This window comes from Haemophilus sp. SZY H56 (genome assembly GCF_054332415.1).
The window spans coordinates 313,920-330,733 of sequence record NZ_JBTGNX010000001.1; the positions used below are offsets into that span (position 1 = coordinate 313,920).

Annotated in this window: 25 protein-coding genes, 1 tRNA gene and 1 pseudogene; 24 read left to right on the top strand and 3 right to left on the bottom strand. The window is 40.4% G+C overall.

From position 1 onward, the window contains the following. The first annotated feature begins 133 nt into the window (after positions 1-133). A tRNA-Met gene (locus ACXVWP_RS01685) sits at positions 134-211 on the top strand. Between the two features lie 108 nt (positions 212-319). After that, positions 320-556, top strand: a complete 237-nt coding sequence (locus ACXVWP_RS01690; RefSeq protein ID WP_297570274.1) for a hypothetical protein — start codon at positions 320-322, stop codon at positions 554-556. On the opposite strand, the gene ACXVWP_RS01695 is transcribed toward ACXVWP_RS01690, so the two are convergent. After that, positions 553-819 (bottom strand): hypothetical protein, encoded by a 267-nt coding sequence (locus ACXVWP_RS01695; protein ID WP_049383044.1) that lies wholly within the window; start codon positions 817-819, stop codon positions 553-555. The two genes, ACXVWP_RS01690 and ACXVWP_RS01695, sit on opposite strands and share 4 nt — an antisense overlap. Positions 820-1,295: 476 nt before the next feature. On the opposite strand from ACXVWP_RS01695, the gene ACXVWP_RS01700 reads away from it, so the two are divergent. The 22 genes and pseudogenes from ACXVWP_RS01700 (at position 1,296) to ACXVWP_RS01805 (ending at position 14,504) form a co-directional block, all read left to right on the top strand. Beyond that, complete coding sequence (locus tag ACXVWP_RS01700) at positions 1,296-1,796, top strand: hypothetical protein (RefSeq protein ID WP_297570268.1); 501 nt, start codon at positions 1,296-1,298, stop codon at positions 1,794-1,796. Between the two features lie 260 nt (positions 1,797-2,056). Next, positions 2,057-2,395, top strand: a pseudogene (locus ACXVWP_RS01705) (KilA-N domain-containing protein); the annotation flags it as partial. Positions 2,396-2,973: 578 nt separating this feature from the next. After that, on the top strand, positions 2,974-3,279 hold the full coding sequence (locus ACXVWP_RS01710; RefSeq protein WP_369866899.1) for a hypothetical protein: 306 nt from the start codon (positions 2,974-2,976) through the stop codon (positions 3,277-3,279). Beyond that, positions 3,276-3,794 (top strand): hypothetical protein, encoded by a 519-nt coding sequence (locus ACXVWP_RS01715; RefSeq protein ID WP_369866901.1) that lies wholly within the window; start codon positions 3,276-3,278, stop codon positions 3,792-3,794. Before ACXVWP_RS01710 ends, ACXVWP_RS01715 begins: the two co-directional genes overlap by 4 nt. Further along, entirely contained in the window at positions 3,778-4,071 is a 294-nt protein-coding gene (locus ACXVWP_RS01720) for a hypothetical protein (RefSeq protein WP_369866902.1), read from the top strand. Before ACXVWP_RS01715 ends, ACXVWP_RS01720 begins: the two co-directional genes overlap by 17 nt. Before the next feature lie 12 nt (positions 4,072-4,083). Beyond that, positions 4,084-4,995 carry a recombinase RecT gene (locus tag ACXVWP_RS01725; protein WP_458473218.1) on the top strand — a complete coding sequence of 304 codons (912 nt, stop codon included), beginning with the start codon at positions 4,084-4,086 and terminating at the stop codon, positions 4,993-4,995. A 92-nt stretch (positions 4,996-5,087) separates the two neighbouring features. Further along, complete coding sequence (locus ACXVWP_RS01730) at positions 5,088-6,110, top strand: hypothetical protein (RefSeq protein ID WP_118856391.1); 1,023 nt, start codon at positions 5,088-5,090, stop codon at positions 6,108-6,110. 422 nt (positions 6,111-6,532) lie between these two features. Continuing rightward, positions 6,533-7,192, top strand: coding sequence for a P22AR C-terminal domain-containing protein (locus ACXVWP_RS01735; RefSeq protein ID WP_369866905.1), 660 nt, complete (start codon positions 6,533-6,535; stop codon positions 7,190-7,192). A gap of 78 nt (positions 7,193-7,270) precedes the next feature. Beyond that, positions 7,271-7,399 (top strand): hypothetical protein, encoded by a 129-nt coding sequence (locus ACXVWP_RS01740; protein ID WP_265461135.1) that lies wholly within the window; start codon positions 7,271-7,273, stop codon positions 7,397-7,399. 1 nt (position 7,400) lies between these two features. Next, complete coding sequence (locus tag ACXVWP_RS01745) at positions 7,401-8,045, top strand: translocation protein TolB precursor (RefSeq protein ID WP_369866907.1); 645 nt, start codon at positions 7,401-7,403, stop codon at positions 8,043-8,045. After that, entirely contained in the window at positions 8,045-8,479 is a 435-nt protein-coding gene (gene ssb / locus ACXVWP_RS01750; RefSeq protein ID WP_369866908.1) for a single-stranded DNA-binding protein, read from the top strand. The genes ACXVWP_RS01745 and ssb overlap by 1 nt, the downstream gene beginning before the upstream one ends. Positions 8,480-8,488: 9 nt before the next feature. Further along, positions 8,489-8,671 (top strand): hypothetical protein, encoded by a 183-nt coding sequence (locus ACXVWP_RS01755; protein WP_289901916.1) that lies wholly within the window; start codon positions 8,489-8,491, stop codon positions 8,669-8,671. Between the two features lie 41 nt (positions 8,672-8,712). Beyond that, a complete protein-coding gene (locus ACXVWP_RS01760; RefSeq protein WP_458473221.1) occupies positions 8,713-9,522 on the top strand; it encodes a polymer-forming cytoskeletal protein in 810 nt (269 codons plus the stop codon). After that, positions 9,509-9,847: a hypothetical protein gene (locus tag ACXVWP_RS01765; protein ID WP_049363009.1), complete on the top strand. Its 339-nt coding sequence runs from the start codon at positions 9,509-9,511 to the stop codon at positions 9,845-9,847. The genes ACXVWP_RS01760 and ACXVWP_RS01765 overlap by 14 nt, the downstream gene beginning before the upstream one ends. Next, positions 9,841-10,770: a DNA cytosine methyltransferase gene (locus ACXVWP_RS01770; RefSeq protein ID WP_049363010.1), complete on the top strand. Its 930-nt coding sequence runs from the start codon at positions 9,841-9,843 to the stop codon at positions 10,768-10,770. Before ACXVWP_RS01765 ends, ACXVWP_RS01770 begins: the two co-directional genes overlap by 7 nt. Positions 10,771-10,999: 229 nt before the next feature. Continuing rightward, on the top strand, positions 11,000-11,446 hold the full coding sequence (locus ACXVWP_RS01775) for a hypothetical protein (protein WP_297570213.1): 447 nt from the start codon (positions 11,000-11,002) through the stop codon (positions 11,444-11,446). A 3-nt stretch (positions 11,447-11,449) separates the two neighbouring features. Next, the gene (locus ACXVWP_RS01780; protein WP_297570216.1) at positions 11,450-11,866 is read left to right on the top strand and encodes a hypothetical protein; all 417 of its coding nucleotides are present in this window, start codon (positions 11,450-11,452) and stop codon (positions 11,864-11,866) included. Between the two features lie 8 nt (positions 11,867-11,874). Continuing rightward, positions 11,875-12,165, top strand: coding sequence for a hypothetical protein (locus tag ACXVWP_RS01785; RefSeq protein WP_289901923.1), 291 nt, complete (start codon positions 11,875-11,877; stop codon positions 12,163-12,165). 2 nt (positions 12,166-12,167) lie between these two features. Then, the gene (locus tag ACXVWP_RS01790; RefSeq protein WP_289901924.1) at positions 12,168-12,743 is read left to right on the top strand and encodes a phosphohydrolase; all 576 of its coding nucleotides are present in this window, start codon (positions 12,168-12,170) and stop codon (positions 12,741-12,743) included. Then, positions 12,743-13,021: a DUF551 domain-containing protein gene (locus tag ACXVWP_RS01795; RefSeq protein WP_297570218.1), complete on the top strand. Its 279-nt coding sequence runs from the start codon at positions 12,743-12,745 to the stop codon at positions 13,019-13,021. Before ACXVWP_RS01790 ends, ACXVWP_RS01795 begins: the two co-directional genes overlap by 1 nt. Before the next feature lie 199 nt (positions 13,022-13,220). Then, positions 13,221-13,460 carry a DUF4224 domain-containing protein gene (locus tag ACXVWP_RS01800; RefSeq protein WP_297570220.1) on the top strand — a complete coding sequence of 80 codons (240 nt, stop codon included), beginning with the start codon at positions 13,221-13,223 and terminating at the stop codon, positions 13,458-13,460. 9 nt (positions 13,461-13,469) lie between these two features. Continuing rightward, on the top strand, positions 13,470-14,504 hold the full coding sequence (locus tag ACXVWP_RS01805; RefSeq protein WP_297570222.1) for a tyrosine-type recombinase/integrase: 1,035 nt from the start codon (positions 13,470-13,472) through the stop codon (positions 14,502-14,504). A 165-nt stretch (positions 14,505-14,669) separates the two neighbouring features. On the opposite strand, the gene sucD is transcribed toward ACXVWP_RS01805, so the two are convergent. Then, entirely contained in the window at positions 14,670-15,539 is an 870-nt protein-coding gene (gene sucD, locus ACXVWP_RS01810; RefSeq protein WP_289902263.1) for a succinate--CoA ligase subunit alpha, read from the bottom strand. Positions 15,540-15,542: 3 nt separating this feature from the next. Next, on the bottom strand, positions 15,543-16,709 hold the full coding sequence (gene sucC / locus ACXVWP_RS01815; protein ID WP_297570020.1) for an ADP-forming succinate--CoA ligase subunit beta: 1,167 nt from the start codon (positions 16,707-16,709) through the stop codon (positions 15,543-15,545). Positions 16,710-16,814: the final 105 nt, after the last annotated feature.

A 16,814-nucleotide genomic window follows, 5' to 3' on the forward strand; every position in this document is an offset into this window, starting at 1 on the left:
TGAGTTTTAAAGTCCGCCAATTACGAAGCCAGTGAAAAACGGTGCAGTTGCCGAAAGTGGAGTTACGGCGGGTGAAAAAATACAAGCAAACGCGGCTTTATAACAGCGTGACATATCGGAGAGACGGTAAACTGCCGCGGTAGCTTAATAGGTAAAAGCGACCGGCTCATAACCGGAGGATAGTTGAGTTCGAATCTCTCCCGCGGCACCACTTTAAAGCACATTTGAAGTACAGAGACACAACGGCAAGTGAAACCGTTGCGAATGATAGAGAGAAGTGTGCTTTGAAATGGCAAACATAAAACAAATGAGGTTAGAAATGGAAGAGAAACGCTATTCCGAGGCTGGTAGTGTTGTCAGCAATACCATAACTGAAATTCAAAAAGAACATATTCGCACTTCTATTTTGAAAGCGATTGAAAACGGTGCTTATTATCCCGGTTTAGAGGAGCGAGCATGTCAAGCAATTTCTTATATCAACCGCTTTAGTGATTCTAAATCAATAACGGAACTGGTAGATAGCGAAACTGGTGAGATTTTTCGCAAAATAGACTAATTTTGCCATAACCGTTTCATTTCTTCATGATTGCATCGCCATGTGGCCCAAGTGTTATTAGAGCAATCAAATACAGCGACGCCATCATCAGAATCAATGTTTTTCTGTAAGAAATCTCGACATTGAATTGCGGAAAATGGTGTTTGTACATACCAAACAGACTCAAGTACCTTACTAGCAGTACCTAGTTTAGCAATTGCTTGTTGAATCTTGGTATAGTCTCGATGGTTTCTTAAGTCATAAGAAATAATCATATTTGACATGGCTTTATCCTTAGTTTGTGTTGTGAGAGATTAAATTATATTCCTTAGTGTTGTGAGAGACAATAAGGGACTTGAGCCTTACAAGTATAAAGAAAGGTATTTAATGGCTCTTTGTTTAGTCAGTTGTGGAAACTGACACGGTACAAAAACACGGTAGCGTTATGAAAAATGACACAGGGTTCAAATCCCGAAAAGAGCCACCAGCTAAAGCCGCTTTCAAATAGCGAATTGAACCTCAATCTTCTTGAATAACTGATTGAAACGTAGAGAGCGGCTCTAGCTGGTTACAGCAATAGCATAATAAAAAATATCTCCTTTAAGATTGGTTATACCCTAGTTGCTTATAGCTGGCTCTAGGGGATTTTTTTTAAGGATAAATAATAAATTGACACCGCCCGCACTTCGGATTAAGATACCCTCACTTTCAAGCCGTCTCCAACGGCTTTTTTTGTACCTAAAATTCACAGGAGAACAAAATGGCATCACTCACATACCAAGACTTATGTAAACAACAGCAACAATACAATGACATTCTAATTGGACGCAGAGCAACATTAAGAGAGCAAATCAGACAGCTTAGAGTAGCGCTGGCAATGGATTTGGGACTACTCGAGAGAACCTACAAAAAACAACTTAATGACCCTGCCCCGACAGAACTTTATGTGAAAATAACTGACAGCAATGGCGCGCCAAGTGACGCGCACCAACTTAAAGCCGAATATGACTGTTTACACAACCCGAATATCACGTTTGGGCTAACGCTAGCGCTGGAAGATGGCCCAACAACCTACCCTAAAAAACCGGTTCGCCTTGTTATCACGGCTTACTATATTTCAGAAAATTGCGTAAGATTTGTTTTTCCTAACATTGACGGAACGCCTTCTTTTGGCGTGAATATTGATGACGATGAGCAAAGTAAGTTTGCTCAAGTTGTTGAAGCCTATAAACAGCTTGTAATGAAAACTTTTACAATTTAATTTGACAAAAACCGCCATCAACGGATAAGATAACCGCACAACAAAACATTCGGCGGTATCCGCACCCGACAGCATAGCGGTTTTTTTATGCCTAAATTTCCGATCCTCACATCTGAGGAACGAAAATAGATCAAAGATCGGGTCGAGAGAACCTAATACAATACCTCACGGAAATAAGTTCCGCCGCCCGAATGCGGTTGTTGAAGCCCGATCACCCTACAAAAGTGATCGAATAACAAACAAAACATTCGGAGCATAAAATGTCAAACTTAACAATTCTCAAAACTTCAATTCGTTCATACGAAAATCTCTTTTCATTAAATGACCTTCATATCGCAAGTGGCGGATTAGAAAAACATCGTCCAAGTTTATTTGCTCGTAATGAACAAACTAAAGAACTGATAAAAGAGATTGAAAATGACCGAAGCACAAAAACGATCTTCGCTTTAAAAACAATTCGTGGCGGTTCTGATATTTCAAAGCAAGGTACGTGGGCTTGCGAAGAATTAGTGCTTTCCTACGCAATGTGGATAGATCCAAAATTCCACTTAATTGTATTGCGTGCATTCTTGGCAATGCACCGCAACCAACCACAACAAAAAACCACCGTTGATGACCGCGCTGGCTTACGTGATGCCATCAGCCTCTTAGTAAATAAAAAAGGACTCATCTATTCTGAAGTTTATCAACTGGTTCATCAACAATTTGGCGTCGAACACATTGATGAACTTTCTCAGGAACAACTTTCTCAAGCCATTAAATACATTCACTTTCTTACCCTAAATCTTGATGGTTTATTTAAAAAAGGCGAAGAAGTTATCATCCCTGAATATATTTTCGATGCCATTATGAAGCATGCAAAACTGGCTCAAAAACTGGCAGAGAAAGTTATTTGCTATCAAGAAAAACAATTTGCTTTACTCGGCATAGCTCGCCATTACCGAAGTAACGAACTTACCAGCCGTGCAAATAGCCTACTTAGTGAATTTTCTTATTTTTTACACGAGGGCGAAAAACTGCTCGCACAACAAATAGAAAATCCATCACTAACGCAAATTAAAAAAATATCTTTTAACGCGTAAAACACCACAAAATCCGACCGCACTTTTCCTCAAGAAATCCGTGCGGCAGATTGCTACACCCTAAATTCACTAAATTGACGAAAAAGGAAACAAAAATGCAAAAATTTACTGATGTATTCGCTGAAACCATCCCATTTCTTTGTAAAACAGCCATCGCCTTTGCCCTCGCTTTTTTAATTGGCGGTATCGCCTACTGTTTTGCCGATGAATCCACCGACTGGCACGACAACACACTAAGCCAACAAATCCAACAAGAGGCACGGGCGAAAGCAAAGGCACAATGGCGTGAAGAAAACGGCATCTATCAAGCAAATCTTACCCCGCAGGTCAATGCCGATATGTATCGTTATGTCGAGCAAAAACAAGTAGAAATTAACCGCACTTTAGGAGAAAAACAATGAAAGTGGAAAGCTACAAAACACAAATCGTCCGTACCGAAGGTGGAAAGTATTTTGGCGAGTTATGGGTAAATAATTGTCTACACCAAAAAACCGCCTTTTTTGAGAATGAAGCAGTTGCAATCCTACGCCTAAACAAACGAATCGAAAGTTTTAATGCAGTGGAAAACACCAATATTCCGCCTTATCAAAAAGGAGTCGACACGAATCAATTCAAAGCGTCATCCGAAAAAGAGGCAGTTAAAGTCAAAAAAGAGACTATTAAAGTCAAAAAAGCAACAGTAGATCCGAAGTTAGTTGATATTGATGCAGTACACAAAAATCAACCTCGCCCACGTCGAAAACCGTTCACCCCTTATGGATTAAACGGCTATTTTGTGGATAAACAAGGCAATATCCGCTTGCATTTAGACCGAAAAGCACACGCACATACTATCGTGCTAAACCCTGAAATGTTCTCGATGCTTGCGAATATGGTGCAAGCAACGCAGGAGCAAAACAATGAAACCTTACGCTGATCACTACTCTCAACTTGATGCAGCTAACCAACGTGAAGTGGATTGGCAAGCAGGCTATGAAATCGCCTTAGACGAAGTCGCCACTGAAATCGACAATGATTTAAAACAAGGCGACCAAACACATTATCATGAACTCACAGAAATGTTGTGTGATAACGATAATTTCTGGCTTGCCATTGGTAGCGGTGCAAGTTATGAGCCTTATAGACAAGAGGCAATTAAGAAAATTGCCGAGCGTGAATTGAACGCAAGAATGAATGATTATGACCCAGATTAATGGAGGGGCAAGATGACAAACCAAGTCCAACATCAACAAAATAAACAGCCACCTGCACTTAAAACATTTTTTGAAAGTGCGAATGTACAAAATAAGATTAAGGAACTTGTTGGCAAAAATGCGGCAACCTTTGCAACAAGTGTTATGCAAATCGCCAATAGCAATGCAATGCTTAAAACAGCAGATCCAATGAGCATTTTTAACGCTGCCTGTATGGCGGCGACACTCAATTTGCCACTACAAAATGGCTTAGGCTTTGCCTACATCGTTCCTTTCAAAAACAACAAAGAAAAGAAAACCGAAGCGCAATTCCAAATTGGTTATAAAGGTTTTATCCAACTTGCACAACGTAGTGGGCAATTTAAACGCTTGGTCGCATTGCCTGTGTACAAAAAGCAACTCATCAAAAAAGATTTTATCAATGGTTTTGAGTTCGACTGGGAGCAAGAGCCCGAGCGAAACGAAAACCCAATCGGATATTACGCTTATTTCAAGCTAGTGAATGATTTCTCGGCTGAGCTCTATATGAGTCACGATGACATCGTCAAACACGCTCAACGCTACAGCCAAACATTTAAGAAAGGCTTTGGCGTATGGCATGACAACTTCGAGGCTATGGCATTAAAAACCGTGATTAAGTTATTGCTATCAAAACAAGCTCCGTTATCGGTTGAGATGCAACAAGCGGTATTAGCTGACCAAGCTGTGGTTAAAGATGTGGAAAATCAAGAGTTCAACTACACCGACAATATTCAAGAAGCGGAATTTTTAGCGGTTGTTGATGAGGCCACATTTGAACAATGCAAACAAAGCATTGCGAACGGTGAAACCACCCTACAAGAACTTTGTGATAGTGGGGCTTATGAGTTTAGCCAAGAGCAATTAACGAAACTTGAAGAGCTAGAAAATCAGAAAGCAGAATAGTCATTGACACCGCTTATACTTCGGATTAAGATAACCGCACTTTCAAGCCGTCAAAAACGGCTTTTTTTATACCCAAAATTCAAGGAATATTTATGTGGAAAATTGAAAATGTTGACGAATTATCGGATTTTATTCAAACGCTAAAAATTCGTGATCAGATTGATTTTGAAAAGATTGAACTTGATTTTCTAAAACAGGTAAAAATCAAAATCCAAGGCGATCCACTGCGTTATAATGGCAGTATCAACTACGCTATCTGCAAAGCGATTTGTGAATTTCAAAATGAAATCTGGCGTACTTATGCTGAAATTAAAACAGGCAAACCACACATTACTCAGCTTACCCAAGAAGAAAAAGATGCGCTGGAAATCACTTTCACCATCAACGAAGGTTGCACAGAAATCATCGCTGATCTCAAAGATTTATTTAAAGAAATGCGCAAATGTTTTATGGGACTCACAAACGGTATGACAGGTAAACAAAAAATCTTTACTTACACCACGCTGGCCATTTGTATTGGTGGTGCAGTAGTTGGTATGAAATGGGTTGAAAGCCAAAAAGATATTGAGCTTGCTCAAATTCAATCGACAGAAAAACAAGCCACTGAAAACATCGAAGCGCAAAAACTAACAACTATTCTAACTACCATTAAAGACGTGGCAAACCACAGTGCCAATCCACGCTTTAAACAATCTATTCAATCTATTGAAGAGCATACTGAAAAAGCTTACAGCGAAGTAGTACGTGCTGCAAGTGATGCGGAAAATATTACAATTTCCAGTAATAATGCGGAAACTAAATTAGACAAACCGAAAATCACAAAAATAGTTGATGAACTCAATAGCCAAGAAAAAGCAAAAACCACCCCTGATGCCATTGATTTATACATTGACGGCGTAAAACGGCAAGAAGGGAAAATCACTATCTTTGCTCGCACTTTACAAGGCGAAACCTTTACCGCCAACATTGATAGCGATATGTTAGGCGATGAAGGTGTGAATGAAATTATCGACCGAGTAAAAGATATTAACACCATCAAGCTAAGTGGAATGGTGAAACGTCGTGCAGGGAAGATTGAACAGGCGACATTTAGTACCATCATTGTCGAAGAATAAAAAGATTATTGACAAAAACCGCCATCAACGGATAAGATTTTTTCATCGGGGAGAGATAGGTGTAATACAATACTCGAAAGGGAAATAAACCCATACTGGAGACAGCAAATAGAAAGAGCTAACCGCGACTTTCATCGGGGCTGTTAAGAAGTAAGTTGATCCCCGATATTGACAACCACAAAAAACTAAAATACTATTCGCCTCAAGGTGTCGAAACCTAATGCAAAAAGGCGGATAGTTCAACTGATCGCCACATGGCGATTTTTTTATATCCGTAATCCTGACTATGTCGGGAGGGCGACTAATACAATACCTTCGGGAAATAAGTCCAGCCCTTTCCTTTTTGCAGGGTTTTCGAACCTCCCGACGCCACTGTCGAAAGTGGCTTGTTTAAACAAACAAATAGCAAAAAGGATTACAAAATGTCAGCTCTTACAATTTTCAATTTTGAAAACACTCCTATTCAAACCATCGTAGAAAACAACGAAATCTTTTTTAGAGCAGCTCAGCTTGCAGAGTTATTGCAATATAAAAATCCACATAAAGCGATTAAAGATCACGTAGATTTTGACGACCTAACGAAACGTGAGATCGTCAATACTGTAAACAAACGCGCTCAAGTTCTCTTCGTGAATGAAAGTGGGATGTATTCACTGGTCTTGAGTTCAAAATTAGAACAAGCCAAAAAAGTAAAACGTTGGATAACTTCAGAAGTTTTACCGGCAATCAGAAAGACAGGAAAATATCAACTTCAACCGCAACAACTTGCCTTGCCTGAACCAGAAAAGAAATTCAGTTTTGAATTCACTGAGTACGAACTTCAACAGCTTGTGTGGTTGTGGTTCGCTTTCATGCGTGGCGTAGGTACATTCCAACATATCGAAAAAGCCTTTAAGGCGCTAGGCTCAAACATGAGCGGGCAAATCTACGGACAGGCTTACGAATATTTAAGCGTACTACGCTCAACAAACCAAATTTTAAACCGCATTACCAAAGATTTTGACATCGACCAGATGACAAACTGGCGTGTACTACAACACTTGAGAGGCTTTAATCCTAAGTCCGTAAAAATCGACTTCTAAAACACCACAAAATCCGACCGCACTTTTTTAAGCCTGCGGCGGATTCTCACACCTAAAATCCGACAAAAGGAACAGAAAATGAACAAATTAATCATTACACTCGTGTGTGCATTTGTGGTGTATATGGCGCACGCCCTAAATCTTAATCAAGACTGTGACGGCAAAATCTGTCACCTAGAAACAACTTTAACAATAGAGGAAAAATAAAATGTACCAACTCAAAGCTAGATGCTCTGGCTTGGCTGATTTAATGGTAAAGCCTAAAAGCGGTAACGGAATATCTGCTACAGCAAAAAGTGCGGTGAGAAAGATAGTTAAATATGACCTGTTTGGCTATCAAGATTTTGAGGGTAACAAGTACACTGAGAAAGGTATCGCACTTGAAGAACAGGCTATTAAATTAAGCGGTCGCAAGCGTGGATTAGCATTAAAGAAAAACGAAGAAAGACGGGAAAATGATTGGATTACTGGTGAATGTGATATTTACGTTCCGACTAGAAAGCTAATCATTGATACAAAATGCTCATGGGATATTGGTTCACACCCTTTCTTTACGGACGAGGCCGAAGAAAAAGCCAAGAAAGCAGGTTATACAATCCAAATGCAGGGCTATATGTGGCTCTGGGATTGCGAAGAAGCTCAAATTGACTTTGTACTCTTGCCTACTCCATACGAGCAACTTTCAAGCTATGACGACCCGACACGATACATTGATTTAGTGGAACAAATACCACAATCAAAACGCATTACAACCGTTACAGTCAAGCGTGATGACAAAATCATCGAAGAAATCAAAGAGCGAGTTAATGCTGCTCAAGAATACTATCAACAGTTAATTAAGGAAATGAGCTAATGGCTGGAATTAATAAAGTAATCATTGTCGGTTTTTTAGGAAATGACCCAGAAACCCGCACAATGCCAAATGGTGAACAAGTGGCTAATATCACAGTTGCCACAAGTGAAAGCTGGACGGATAAAAACACTGGCGAGCGTAAAGAGCAAACCGAGTGGCATAGAATTGTACTTTATCGTAGATTGGCAGAAGTCGCAGGACAATATCTACACAAAGGTTCACAAGTTTACATTGAGGGGCGATTAAAAACCCGTAAATGGCAAGATAACAACGGACAAGACCGTTACACCACAGAGATTCAAGGCGATAACTTACAGATGTTAGGCGGTCGTCAAGACGAACCGAAACAAGCGAAAACAAGTAAAGCTAAACCAGAGCCATTAAGTGCAATGGCAGAACAAGATGATAGCTTTGACGATGGGATTCCGTTCTAGGGGTGAGTTATGGGTAAAGAAATAACACTTACCCTTATCGAGGGGCTTAAAAAGACGCAGGTTTGTGCTGATAGTATTTTTTACATTAAGCCAGTTGGTGATAACTCTTTCATATCAACAACAGACGGAAAGAGTTTATTTGTGAAAGAAAGTAAAAGCCGAATATTAAAAATGATTGAGACCGCCAAATAAGGCGGTTTTCTTTTAGGTAAATTATGAACAAAGGATAAAAAATGAAAGAGCAACAAAAGAAATATGAGCTAACCGATGAGTTTATAGAACACTGGAGTGGCAAAAAACTATACCGAATTAGAGCGCTTGTTGCATTTGGTTTTGTTATGGCTGGACAGCTTGGTGGGTTTGTTGAGTCAGAAAAAAATTTAGATCAGTCATTGTCCGGTAACGCTTGGGTGTACGGTGACGCTTGGGTGTACGGTAACGCTCAGGTGTACGGTAACGCTCAGGTGTACGGTGACGCTCAGGTGTACGGTGACGCTTGGGTGTACGGTAACGCTCAGGTGTCCGGTAACGCTCAGGTGTCCGGTGACGCTTGGGTGTCCGGTAACGCTCGGGTGTACGGTGACGCTTGGGTGTACGGTAACGCTGAGGTGTCCGGTGACGCTTGGGTGTACGGTAACGCTGAGGTGTACGGTAACGCTCGGGTGTACGGTAACGCTCGGGTGTACGGTGACGCTCGGGTGTACGGTAACGCTGAGGTGTACGGTGACGCTTGGGTGTACGGTAACGCTGAGGTGTACGGTGACGCTTGGGTGTACGGTGACGCTTGGGTGAGATCTTATGCGGTAATTTCCGAGCGTAAAATGATTTTTGGGGCAACTAATGTTGGCTCGGAAAACGGTACGCTAACCGTCTTTAATGGCAAAGATGGGCTAATTGTAACACGTGGCTGTTTTACTGGAACTGTTGATAATTTTTTAGCAAAATCTGCCGAAGTTCATGACGATAAAACAAAAAATGAATACAAATTGCTAATTGAAGTAGCAAAAAGTCGAATCTTAGGTGTTAAAGATGAACGAAATTAATATCAATATCCCTTACTCAAGATTTGTAGATATTTTCTGCTGTTATTTTTATGTGCGTATGAATAGTGGTGCCCCGTCGTCTGTTACTCGGGCGTTAGATGATGCTAAATACAGTTGGCTTATGTTTGGCTCTGAGTTGCGAAATGACATTATCCGAACGGCGGAATCGGCAAACTATCCTGCAGTAGTTAACAACTACGTAAATAATTTTATTGAGTGGGCCCAAAGTCAATTTAATGCACCGCAAGATTACAACACGGCACGTCCGCTTGTTGATGTGTTGCCTGTGGTTGATTTAAAACTGTACGGGGATAAAAAATGCTGACATACGGATCGGTTTGTTCGGGTATTGAGGCTGTCAGTGTTGCGTGGTCGGGTATGATGTCGCCAGTCTGGTTTTCGGAGATTGAGCCGTTTCCGTGCTCGGTACTTGCTCATCATTATCCTGATGTGCCAAATCATGGGGACATGACCATGCTACCGTTAAAAATCATAAACAGAGAAATCCCTGCGCCGGATGTGCTTGTTGGCGGAACTCCTTGCCAAGCATTTTCGGTCGCTGGCTTGCGCAACTCACTTGATGATGAGCGCGGAAATCTTACTCTAACCCTCATACATATTTTGGAGGCTATTGATTATGTTAGATTTATTGACGGAAAACAACCGTGCGTCTTGTTATGGGAAAACGTTCCGGGTGTGCTATCCACCAAGGACAACGTATTCGGACACTTTCTGGCTGGATTGGCTCAAGATCGTGAGCCATTACAACCAACAGGGGCAAGATGGACAAACTCTGGTTATGTGCATTCAGCCCGCACTATCGCGTGGCGAATCCTCGATGCTCAATACTTCGGAGTTGCCCAACGACGCCGTCGGGTGTTCGTTGTGGCAAGTGCTGGACCGCGAAGTGTCGCCAAGATATTATTTGAGCAAAAAGGGGATTGCGTATCTTGCGAAACGCGAAGTGAGGCGATTGCCCCTACTCTTACAGCTAAAAGCGGACGGAGATATAACGATAGCGAGGTCATTATCGGCGAAAAACACGGCTTACGATGGCTTACTCCGAGCGAGTGCGAAAAATTAATGGGGTTTCCGCCAGGTTATACGCAAATCCCGTATCGCAATAAACCCGCCGAAGATTGTCCGGATAGTCCGCGCTATAAAGCCATCGGGAATAGCATGGCGGTGCCCGTTATTAAATGGATTGGTGAAAGGATGATTAATTACATGGATATGACACAAAATTAGCAAAGGTAGCAATGGGAGAATTTTTCAAAATCATACAATGAAAGATCTAATATTCCACTTGAATTAATAGTGGATATATACAAAGCAGTAAATCAATATTTAACAAATCCAATAGGCGTTCCAAGTGAGCGCCTTTTGTTTTAATGGAGAAAGAAATGAATAGTTTTAATTTAGCGATTAGTGGCGTAATCGTAAAGTTGCGGGGTAAATATGTCAAAGGGGATAGAAAATGAAAGACTTTGATTTAGAAAAAGCATTACAAGGCGAACCTGTGATGTTGAGAAATGGAGATAAGGCATTTATTTTCAAGAATATCCTAGGTACACCTATTCTTGATTTTAAGCCTGATTATCCTTTGATTGGAATGATTCATAATCATCCAGTAACCCAGACTTGGTCGCTTGATGGGAGAATTTCGTCATGCAATGACTGTGCGCCTGGTGACATTGTTGGCATGTGGGAAGAGCCAAAGATTAGCATTGAAGATTTACCTAAGCCGTTTTATCCAGAAGAATCTAACGGTTATTTTTACATTTCGGACGGTAAAGTGGCTTATAACCTATATCATTCTAAGTACAGCGAATCTTCACTGCAGATAGCTAGCAATGGTCAATCTTTCCGCACAAGAGAAGATGTTCAAAAATGGCTTGATTTTATGAAGAGCATGATGGAGTAAGTGATGGATATTATTAATTTAATTAAACAGCAAACGTCTGAAGAAAGACAGGCATTATTCAACGAATTTATTAAACTTTTAAACCAAAAAAGAGAATACATTGATATTCCTGAGCGTATTGTATGCTCCGTCTGCCAAGTGTTTGTAGATAAAAGAGATGCCACTTTGGAAAATGGTGATTATATCATTCATGAGGTCTATGGCGTGCGCCATTATGACCCATTTATGCTTAAACAAATAAATGCCCTAGAAAAGCAGTATAAGTACCCTTTATTAGATTTTGACCAAGGGTTTTTAACAAATAAAGGGCGTTTTGTTGGTCGTATAGAGGCGATGGAAATTGCCAAAGAGCAAGGGCAAGTTATACGGTTATCAGGCTCGCCTAACGCTGATATTTTGTTTTCAGAAGATTTATATTAGGGGTAAGTATGAACGAGAAAATTTATGAGTTTAGAAAAGTTGAAGACTTTTTGCAGTTAACTGAAGAACAGTTTAATCGTTTCTTGCCTGATTTTATCCATTGGTTTGCTATTCGCAAAGCATTTATACAAAAGAAACAAATAGCTATCGAAGAGTTTGGTGTTTTTGTGCATGTTAATCCGGAACCGGTTATTAAGTGGAAGGATGATGGAAAAACTGGGGTTGATGGTTACGAAGTAACGATTAGACATCATCAAGATGGCGAAAATGATATAAAAATCAAGGTAAAAAAGGAGTAAAAATGAGCATATTTATCACACATGGCAACCGTTTAATCGACTTTGCCAACCCACAAAATAGCGACATTCATATTGATGACATTATTCATCATTTAGCAATGATTCCACGATTCGGTGGCAAATTAGATGTGCATTATTCCGTGCTTGATCACAGTGTTTTTGCCGGGGCAATAGCTAAAACGTACTTGAAAGTTGATGATATGACCGCTTTTGCAGTTTTGATGCACGACGCCCAAGAGGCTTTTTTGGGAGATGTTACCAGCCCGTTAAAACAATTATTGCCGGACTACAAAAAAATCGAAAAAGCATTCGAAATGGTTATCCGAGATAAATTTAAGATACGCATCAAAGCCGAAATGGAGATTGTCGTCAAAACCGCTGATATTTTGGCATTAAAAGCGGAAAAACAAGCATTTATCCAAACTCCTGTGGAGCTCGCTGAGCATTGGCGATTTTTGGACAAATTTCCGACCGTGCCAATATCGCCGCGGGAATATATCAATAGCAAAGCACTGTTTAAAGACGCGTTTGACTACTATAACAAAGCCTTAAATTTGGGACTTGAGGAGATTAAATAATGAGCGAAAACAATGGATGGATTAAGTGTTCGGAGCGGTTGCCTGAACCATTTGATACAAGTGAAGAATTACGCAATTCGAACAATAGACACTTAATTTATTATACCGAGGATGGTGTGTATTGGTTTGTCGGCTTTGGATGGTATTTATTAGATGAAAAGGTAGATGAGGAAGGTGGATTAATCCCTTATTGGGAATTGGACGAATTAGGAATGATAGACATAGAAATTGAAGTGTCACACTGGCAACCACTACCACAACCACCAGAAGATGAATAACAAATAACCGCTCTTATGGGCGGTTTTTTATTTCTATCAACAACAAAGAGGAAAAAGAAAAAATGAAAAAATCAATCATTCATATTGCAATCGCATTTGCCGCACAAGCTTTCTTTCGTCAGTACAAGTTGACGGAAAGAAATAAAGAAGATTAATCATTGATATACCGCCCTTTGGGGCGGTTTTTATTGGAGTAAATATGGATATTAATATCTACGAAGATTTTTTATCAAAAGCAGAAATTGAGTTTTTGACTGGCAGAAAGCAGAAATCTCTTGTTATTGAGCAGCTAAATGCGATGGGGATACCTTTTAAGCGGAACGCCAACGGGTATCCTATTGTACGCAGAGATTATGACAAAGTAAAATCTCGAACTGCTAAAACTGAATCTCAAAATTATGAAAATAATGCTTGGAGACCATCTGTGCTACAGGTGTAGGAGGTATGTATGGCCAGACCACGTAAGCGCGAAAACCAGGGGTTACCGCAAAACTTGTTATGTCGTAAACGCCAAAGAAAAAATGGGAAGATTGTAACCTATTACTATTATGTAATGATAGATAAAAAAGAAAAGGCCCTGGGAACGGATAAGCATCTAGCTGTATTAGAAACGGCTAAGCTCAATTGTGACAGGGTTTTGATGAAAAGTGAAGTTGCCACCTTCTTGACTGTTGCAATAAGATATGAAAATGAAGTATTGCCGATGAAGGCAGAAGGAACGCAGAGAACCAACAAAACAAACATTAAACGCTTGCTTGAGTTTTTCGGCAATCCACCAGCCCCACTTGATGACATTGAGCCATACCATATAAAACAATATTTAGACTGGCGAAAACATCAAACTGCATCAGCAAATAATGAGGTTGCATTATTTCACCACATATGGATGAAAGCCCGTGAATGGGGATATACAAAATACTCTTGCCCGAGCGAAGGAATCCAGCGATACAAGGTTAAGTTCCGCGACATTTACGTGGAAGACCACATTTTTGAAATGTTAAGAGAATCAGCTGATCCGATATTAAGAGACTTGCTTGACGTGGCTTACCTTACAGGACAAAGACCAGTTGATATAGTTAATCTCCAGCCGAGTCAAATCATTGATGGAGTATGGCAAGTTAGACAGCAAAAAACAAAAAATAAAGTAAGTATCGCAATTGTAGGGAAATTAAAAGAGATCTTGGATAGAAGAATGACGGAAAACAAACCTTATCTATTCTGCAACAAGTACGGGAATAGGTTAAAGCCAATAATTCTGACTCACTGGTTTATCAAGCTAAGAGCCAAAGCCGCTAAAAAACATCCTGAATTTTCAGACGAGCTCCTTGCCGTCCAATTCAGAGATATACGTGCGAAAGCTGGTACGGATAAATTTTTGTCTTCAGACACCGAATCGGCTCAAAAACAACTTGGCCATACAAACGCCCAGATGACAAGACGTTACATAAGGAGGAATAAGATTGTCCAACCAACCAAGATATAATTTCGGAACGCTTTGTATAATTTCGGAACTATAGTAATTTAAATAATAATTAATTTATTGAAATCATTAATATTTATTGGTTACTATACGTCATCTAAATTTTTGTTATAAAAAACGACCGCACTTTGAAAACGAATCCAAAGTGCGGTCCATTTTTTAAGTATTTTATTTCAATAATTCACGGAGGGCTGAACCGATTTCAGCAAGACTTCTCACCGTTTTCACGCCAGCTGCTTCAAGTGCAGCAATTTTATCTTCTGCCGTTCCTTTTCCACCACTGATAATCGCGCCTGCGTGTCCCATACGCTTGCCTTTTGGCGCTGTCACACCTGCAATATAAGCCACCACAGGTTTTGTTACATGAGATTTAATGAATGATGCCGCCTCTTCTTCCGCAGAGCCACCGATTTCACCAATCATCACGATAGCTTCAGTTTCAGGATCTTCTTGGAAACGTTTGAGAATATCAATGAAGTTAGATCCTGGAATAGGATCGCCGCCGATCCCTACGCAAGTAGATTGACCAAAACCCTCATCTGTCGTTTGTTGTACCGCCTCATAGGTTAAAGTACCCGAACGAGAAACTATCCCTACTCTACCTTTTTTATGGATATTGCCCGGCATAATCCCAATCTTGCATTCATCTGGTGTAATCACGCCTGGGCAATTCGGGCCGATCATCACCACACCTGTTTCATTTAACTTTTGTTTTACCAACAGCATATCCAATGTTGGGATGCCTTCTGTAATACAGACCACTAATTGAATACCTGCATCAATGGCTTCTAAAATGGCATCTTTGCAAAATGGTGCTGGCACATAAATCATAGTTGCCGTAGCCCCTGTAGTTTGCACCGCTTCACGCACTGTATTAAATACCGGCAAACCTAAGTGCGTTGTTCCGCCTTTATTCGGTGAAACGCCACCCACTAACTTTGTGCCATAAGCCAATGCCTGTTCGCTGTGAAATGTCCCTTGCGCACCGGTGAAACCTTGGCAAATTACTTTTGTCTCTTTATTAATTAAAATCGCCATGAATTATTCTCCTTTTGCCGCTTTCACTGCCGCTTGCGCGGCTTCTTGTAAACTATGTGCTGCAATTAAATTCACTCCACTTTCGGCTAAAATTGCTCTGCCTTGTGGAGCATTGGTTCCTTCTAACCGAACCACAACGGGCACTTTCACACCGACTTCTTGAATTGCTGAAATGACCCCTTCAGCAATAAGATCGCAACGTACAATTCCACCAAAAATATTCACTAAGACAGATTTCACATTTTTATCTGTGAGAATAATTTTGAAGGCTTCAGCTACACGCTCTTTCGTTGCACCGCCACCAACATCAAGGAAGTTTGCAGGATTACCTCCATATAACTTCACAATATCCATGGTTCCCATGGCTAGTCCGGCGCCATTAACCATACAGCCGATATCTCCTTCTAAGGCGACATAATTGAGCTGATATTTTTCTGCTTCTGCTTCACGAGAATCACTTTGACTTAAATCGCGTAAGGCTAACAAATCAGGATGACGATAAAGTGAGTTATCATCAATGCCTACTTTCGCATCGAGACAAATTAAATGACCTTCTTTTGTCACCACGAGTGGATTCACTTCAACTAAAGAAAAATCTTTTTCGATAAAAAGCTGCGATAATTTCACAAAAATAGCAGCAAATTGTTTATTTTGCTCGCCACTTAAGCCAAGTTTAAAGGCTAATTCTCGGCCTTGATATGGCATTCCACCAACCAACGGATCAATGGCGACTTTATGGATTAGCTCAGGCGTTTCTCTTGCCACATCTTCAATATTCATGCCTCCCGCTGAAGACGCCATAAAAACGACTTTCTGTGAAGCACGATCAATCACCGCCCCTAAGTAAAGTTCTTTATCAATCTGGCAGGTTTCTTCAATATAAATGCTATTAACGAGTTGGCCTTTTTTATCAGTTTGGAAGGTCACTAAATGTTGTCCAAGCCATTTATCTGCGAAAGCACGTGCTTCTTCGGTATTATGTACGAGTTTCACCCCACCAGCTTTTCCGCGTCCCCCTGCGTGAACTTGACATTTCGCTATCCAAACATCGCCATTCAGCTGAAAGAGCGCCATTTCAGCTTCGTCTGCCGTTTGGCACACGACACCCTCACTCACTGGCAGAGCATATTGCTTAAAAAGCTGCTTAGCTTGGTACTCATGTAAATTCATATTTCCTTCCTATTTTGATGTTGTTTAGCGAAACAAACAAAAATTTGACCGCACTTTGTTTTATTTTAAATTCTAGGCTTGCCCTTTCTATATTGAGTTATATAC

Excerpts from the sequence above, each read along its gene's own strand:
- ACXVWP_RS01690 (WP_297570274.1), top strand. The coding sequence starts at position 320 with ATGGAAGAGAAACGCTATTCCGAGGCTGGTAGTGTTGTCAGCAATACC.
- ACXVWP_RS01695 (WP_049383044.1), bottom strand. The coding sequence starts at position 819 with ATGTCAAATATGATTATTTCTTATGACTTAAGAAACCATCGAGACTAT.
- ACXVWP_RS01700 (WP_297570268.1), top strand. The coding sequence starts at position 1,296 with ATGGCATCACTCACATACCAAGACTTATGTAAACAACAGCAACAATAC.
- ACXVWP_RS01710 (WP_369866899.1), top strand. The coding sequence starts at position 2,974 with ATGCAAAAATTTACTGATGTATTCGCTGAAACCATCCCATTTCTTTGT.
- ACXVWP_RS01715 (WP_369866901.1), top strand. The coding sequence starts at position 3,276 with ATGAAAGTGGAAAGCTACAAAACACAAATCGTCCGTACCGAAGGTGGA.
- ACXVWP_RS01720 (WP_369866902.1), top strand. The coding sequence starts at position 3,778 with ATGAAACCTTACGCTGATCACTACTCTCAACTTGATGCAGCTAACCAA.
- ACXVWP_RS01725 (WP_458473218.1), top strand. The coding sequence starts at position 4,084 with ATGACAAACCAAGTCCAACATCAACAAAATAAACAGCCACCTGCACTT.
- ACXVWP_RS01730 (WP_118856391.1), top strand. The coding sequence starts at position 5,088 with ATGTGGAAAATTGAAAATGTTGACGAATTATCGGATTTTATTCAAACG.
- ACXVWP_RS01735 (WP_369866905.1), top strand. The coding sequence starts at position 6,533 with ATGTCAGCTCTTACAATTTTCAATTTTGAAAACACTCCTATTCAAACC.
- ACXVWP_RS01740 (WP_265461135.1), top strand. The coding sequence starts at position 7,271 with ATGAACAAATTAATCATTACACTCGTGTGTGCATTTGTGGTGTATATG.
- ACXVWP_RS01745 (WP_369866907.1), top strand. The coding sequence starts at position 7,401 with ATGTACCAACTCAAAGCTAGATGCTCTGGCTTGGCTGATTTAATGGTA.
- ssb (WP_369866908.1), top strand. The coding sequence starts at position 8,045 with ATGGCTGGAATTAATAAAGTAATCATTGTCGGTTTTTTAGGAAATGAC.
- ACXVWP_RS01755 (WP_289901916.1), top strand. The coding sequence starts at position 8,489 with ATGGGTAAAGAAATAACACTTACCCTTATCGAGGGGCTTAAAAAGACG.
- ACXVWP_RS01760 (WP_458473221.1), top strand. The coding sequence starts at position 8,713 with ATGAAAGAGCAACAAAAGAAATATGAGCTAACCGATGAGTTTATAGAA.
- ACXVWP_RS01765 (WP_049363009.1), top strand. The coding sequence starts at position 9,509 with ATGAACGAAATTAATATCAATATCCCTTACTCAAGATTTGTAGATATT.
- ACXVWP_RS01770 (WP_049363010.1), top strand. The coding sequence starts at position 9,841 with ATGCTGACATACGGATCGGTTTGTTCGGGTATTGAGGCTGTCAGTGTT.
- ACXVWP_RS01775 (WP_297570213.1), top strand. The coding sequence starts at position 11,000 with ATGAAAGACTTTGATTTAGAAAAAGCATTACAAGGCGAACCTGTGATG.
- ACXVWP_RS01780 (WP_297570216.1), top strand. The coding sequence starts at position 11,450 with ATGGATATTATTAATTTAATTAAACAGCAAACGTCTGAAGAAAGACAG.
- ACXVWP_RS01785 (WP_289901923.1), top strand. The coding sequence starts at position 11,875 with ATGAACGAGAAAATTTATGAGTTTAGAAAAGTTGAAGACTTTTTGCAG.
- ACXVWP_RS01790 (WP_289901924.1), top strand. The coding sequence starts at position 12,168 with ATGAGCATATTTATCACACATGGCAACCGTTTAATCGACTTTGCCAAC.
- ACXVWP_RS01795 (WP_297570218.1), top strand. The coding sequence starts at position 12,743 with ATGAGCGAAAACAATGGATGGATTAAGTGTTCGGAGCGGTTGCCTGAA.
- ACXVWP_RS01800 (WP_297570220.1), top strand. The coding sequence starts at position 13,221 with ATGGATATTAATATCTACGAAGATTTTTTATCAAAAGCAGAAATTGAG.
- ACXVWP_RS01805 (WP_297570222.1), top strand. The coding sequence starts at position 13,470 with ATGGCCAGACCACGTAAGCGCGAAAACCAGGGGTTACCGCAAAACTTG.
- sucD (WP_289902263.1), bottom strand. The coding sequence starts at position 15,539 with ATGGCGATTTTAATTAATAAAGAGACAAAAGTAATTTGCCAAGGTTTC.
- sucC (WP_297570020.1), bottom strand. The coding sequence starts at position 16,709 with ATGAATTTACATGAGTACCAAGCTAAGCAGCTTTTTAAGCAATATGCT.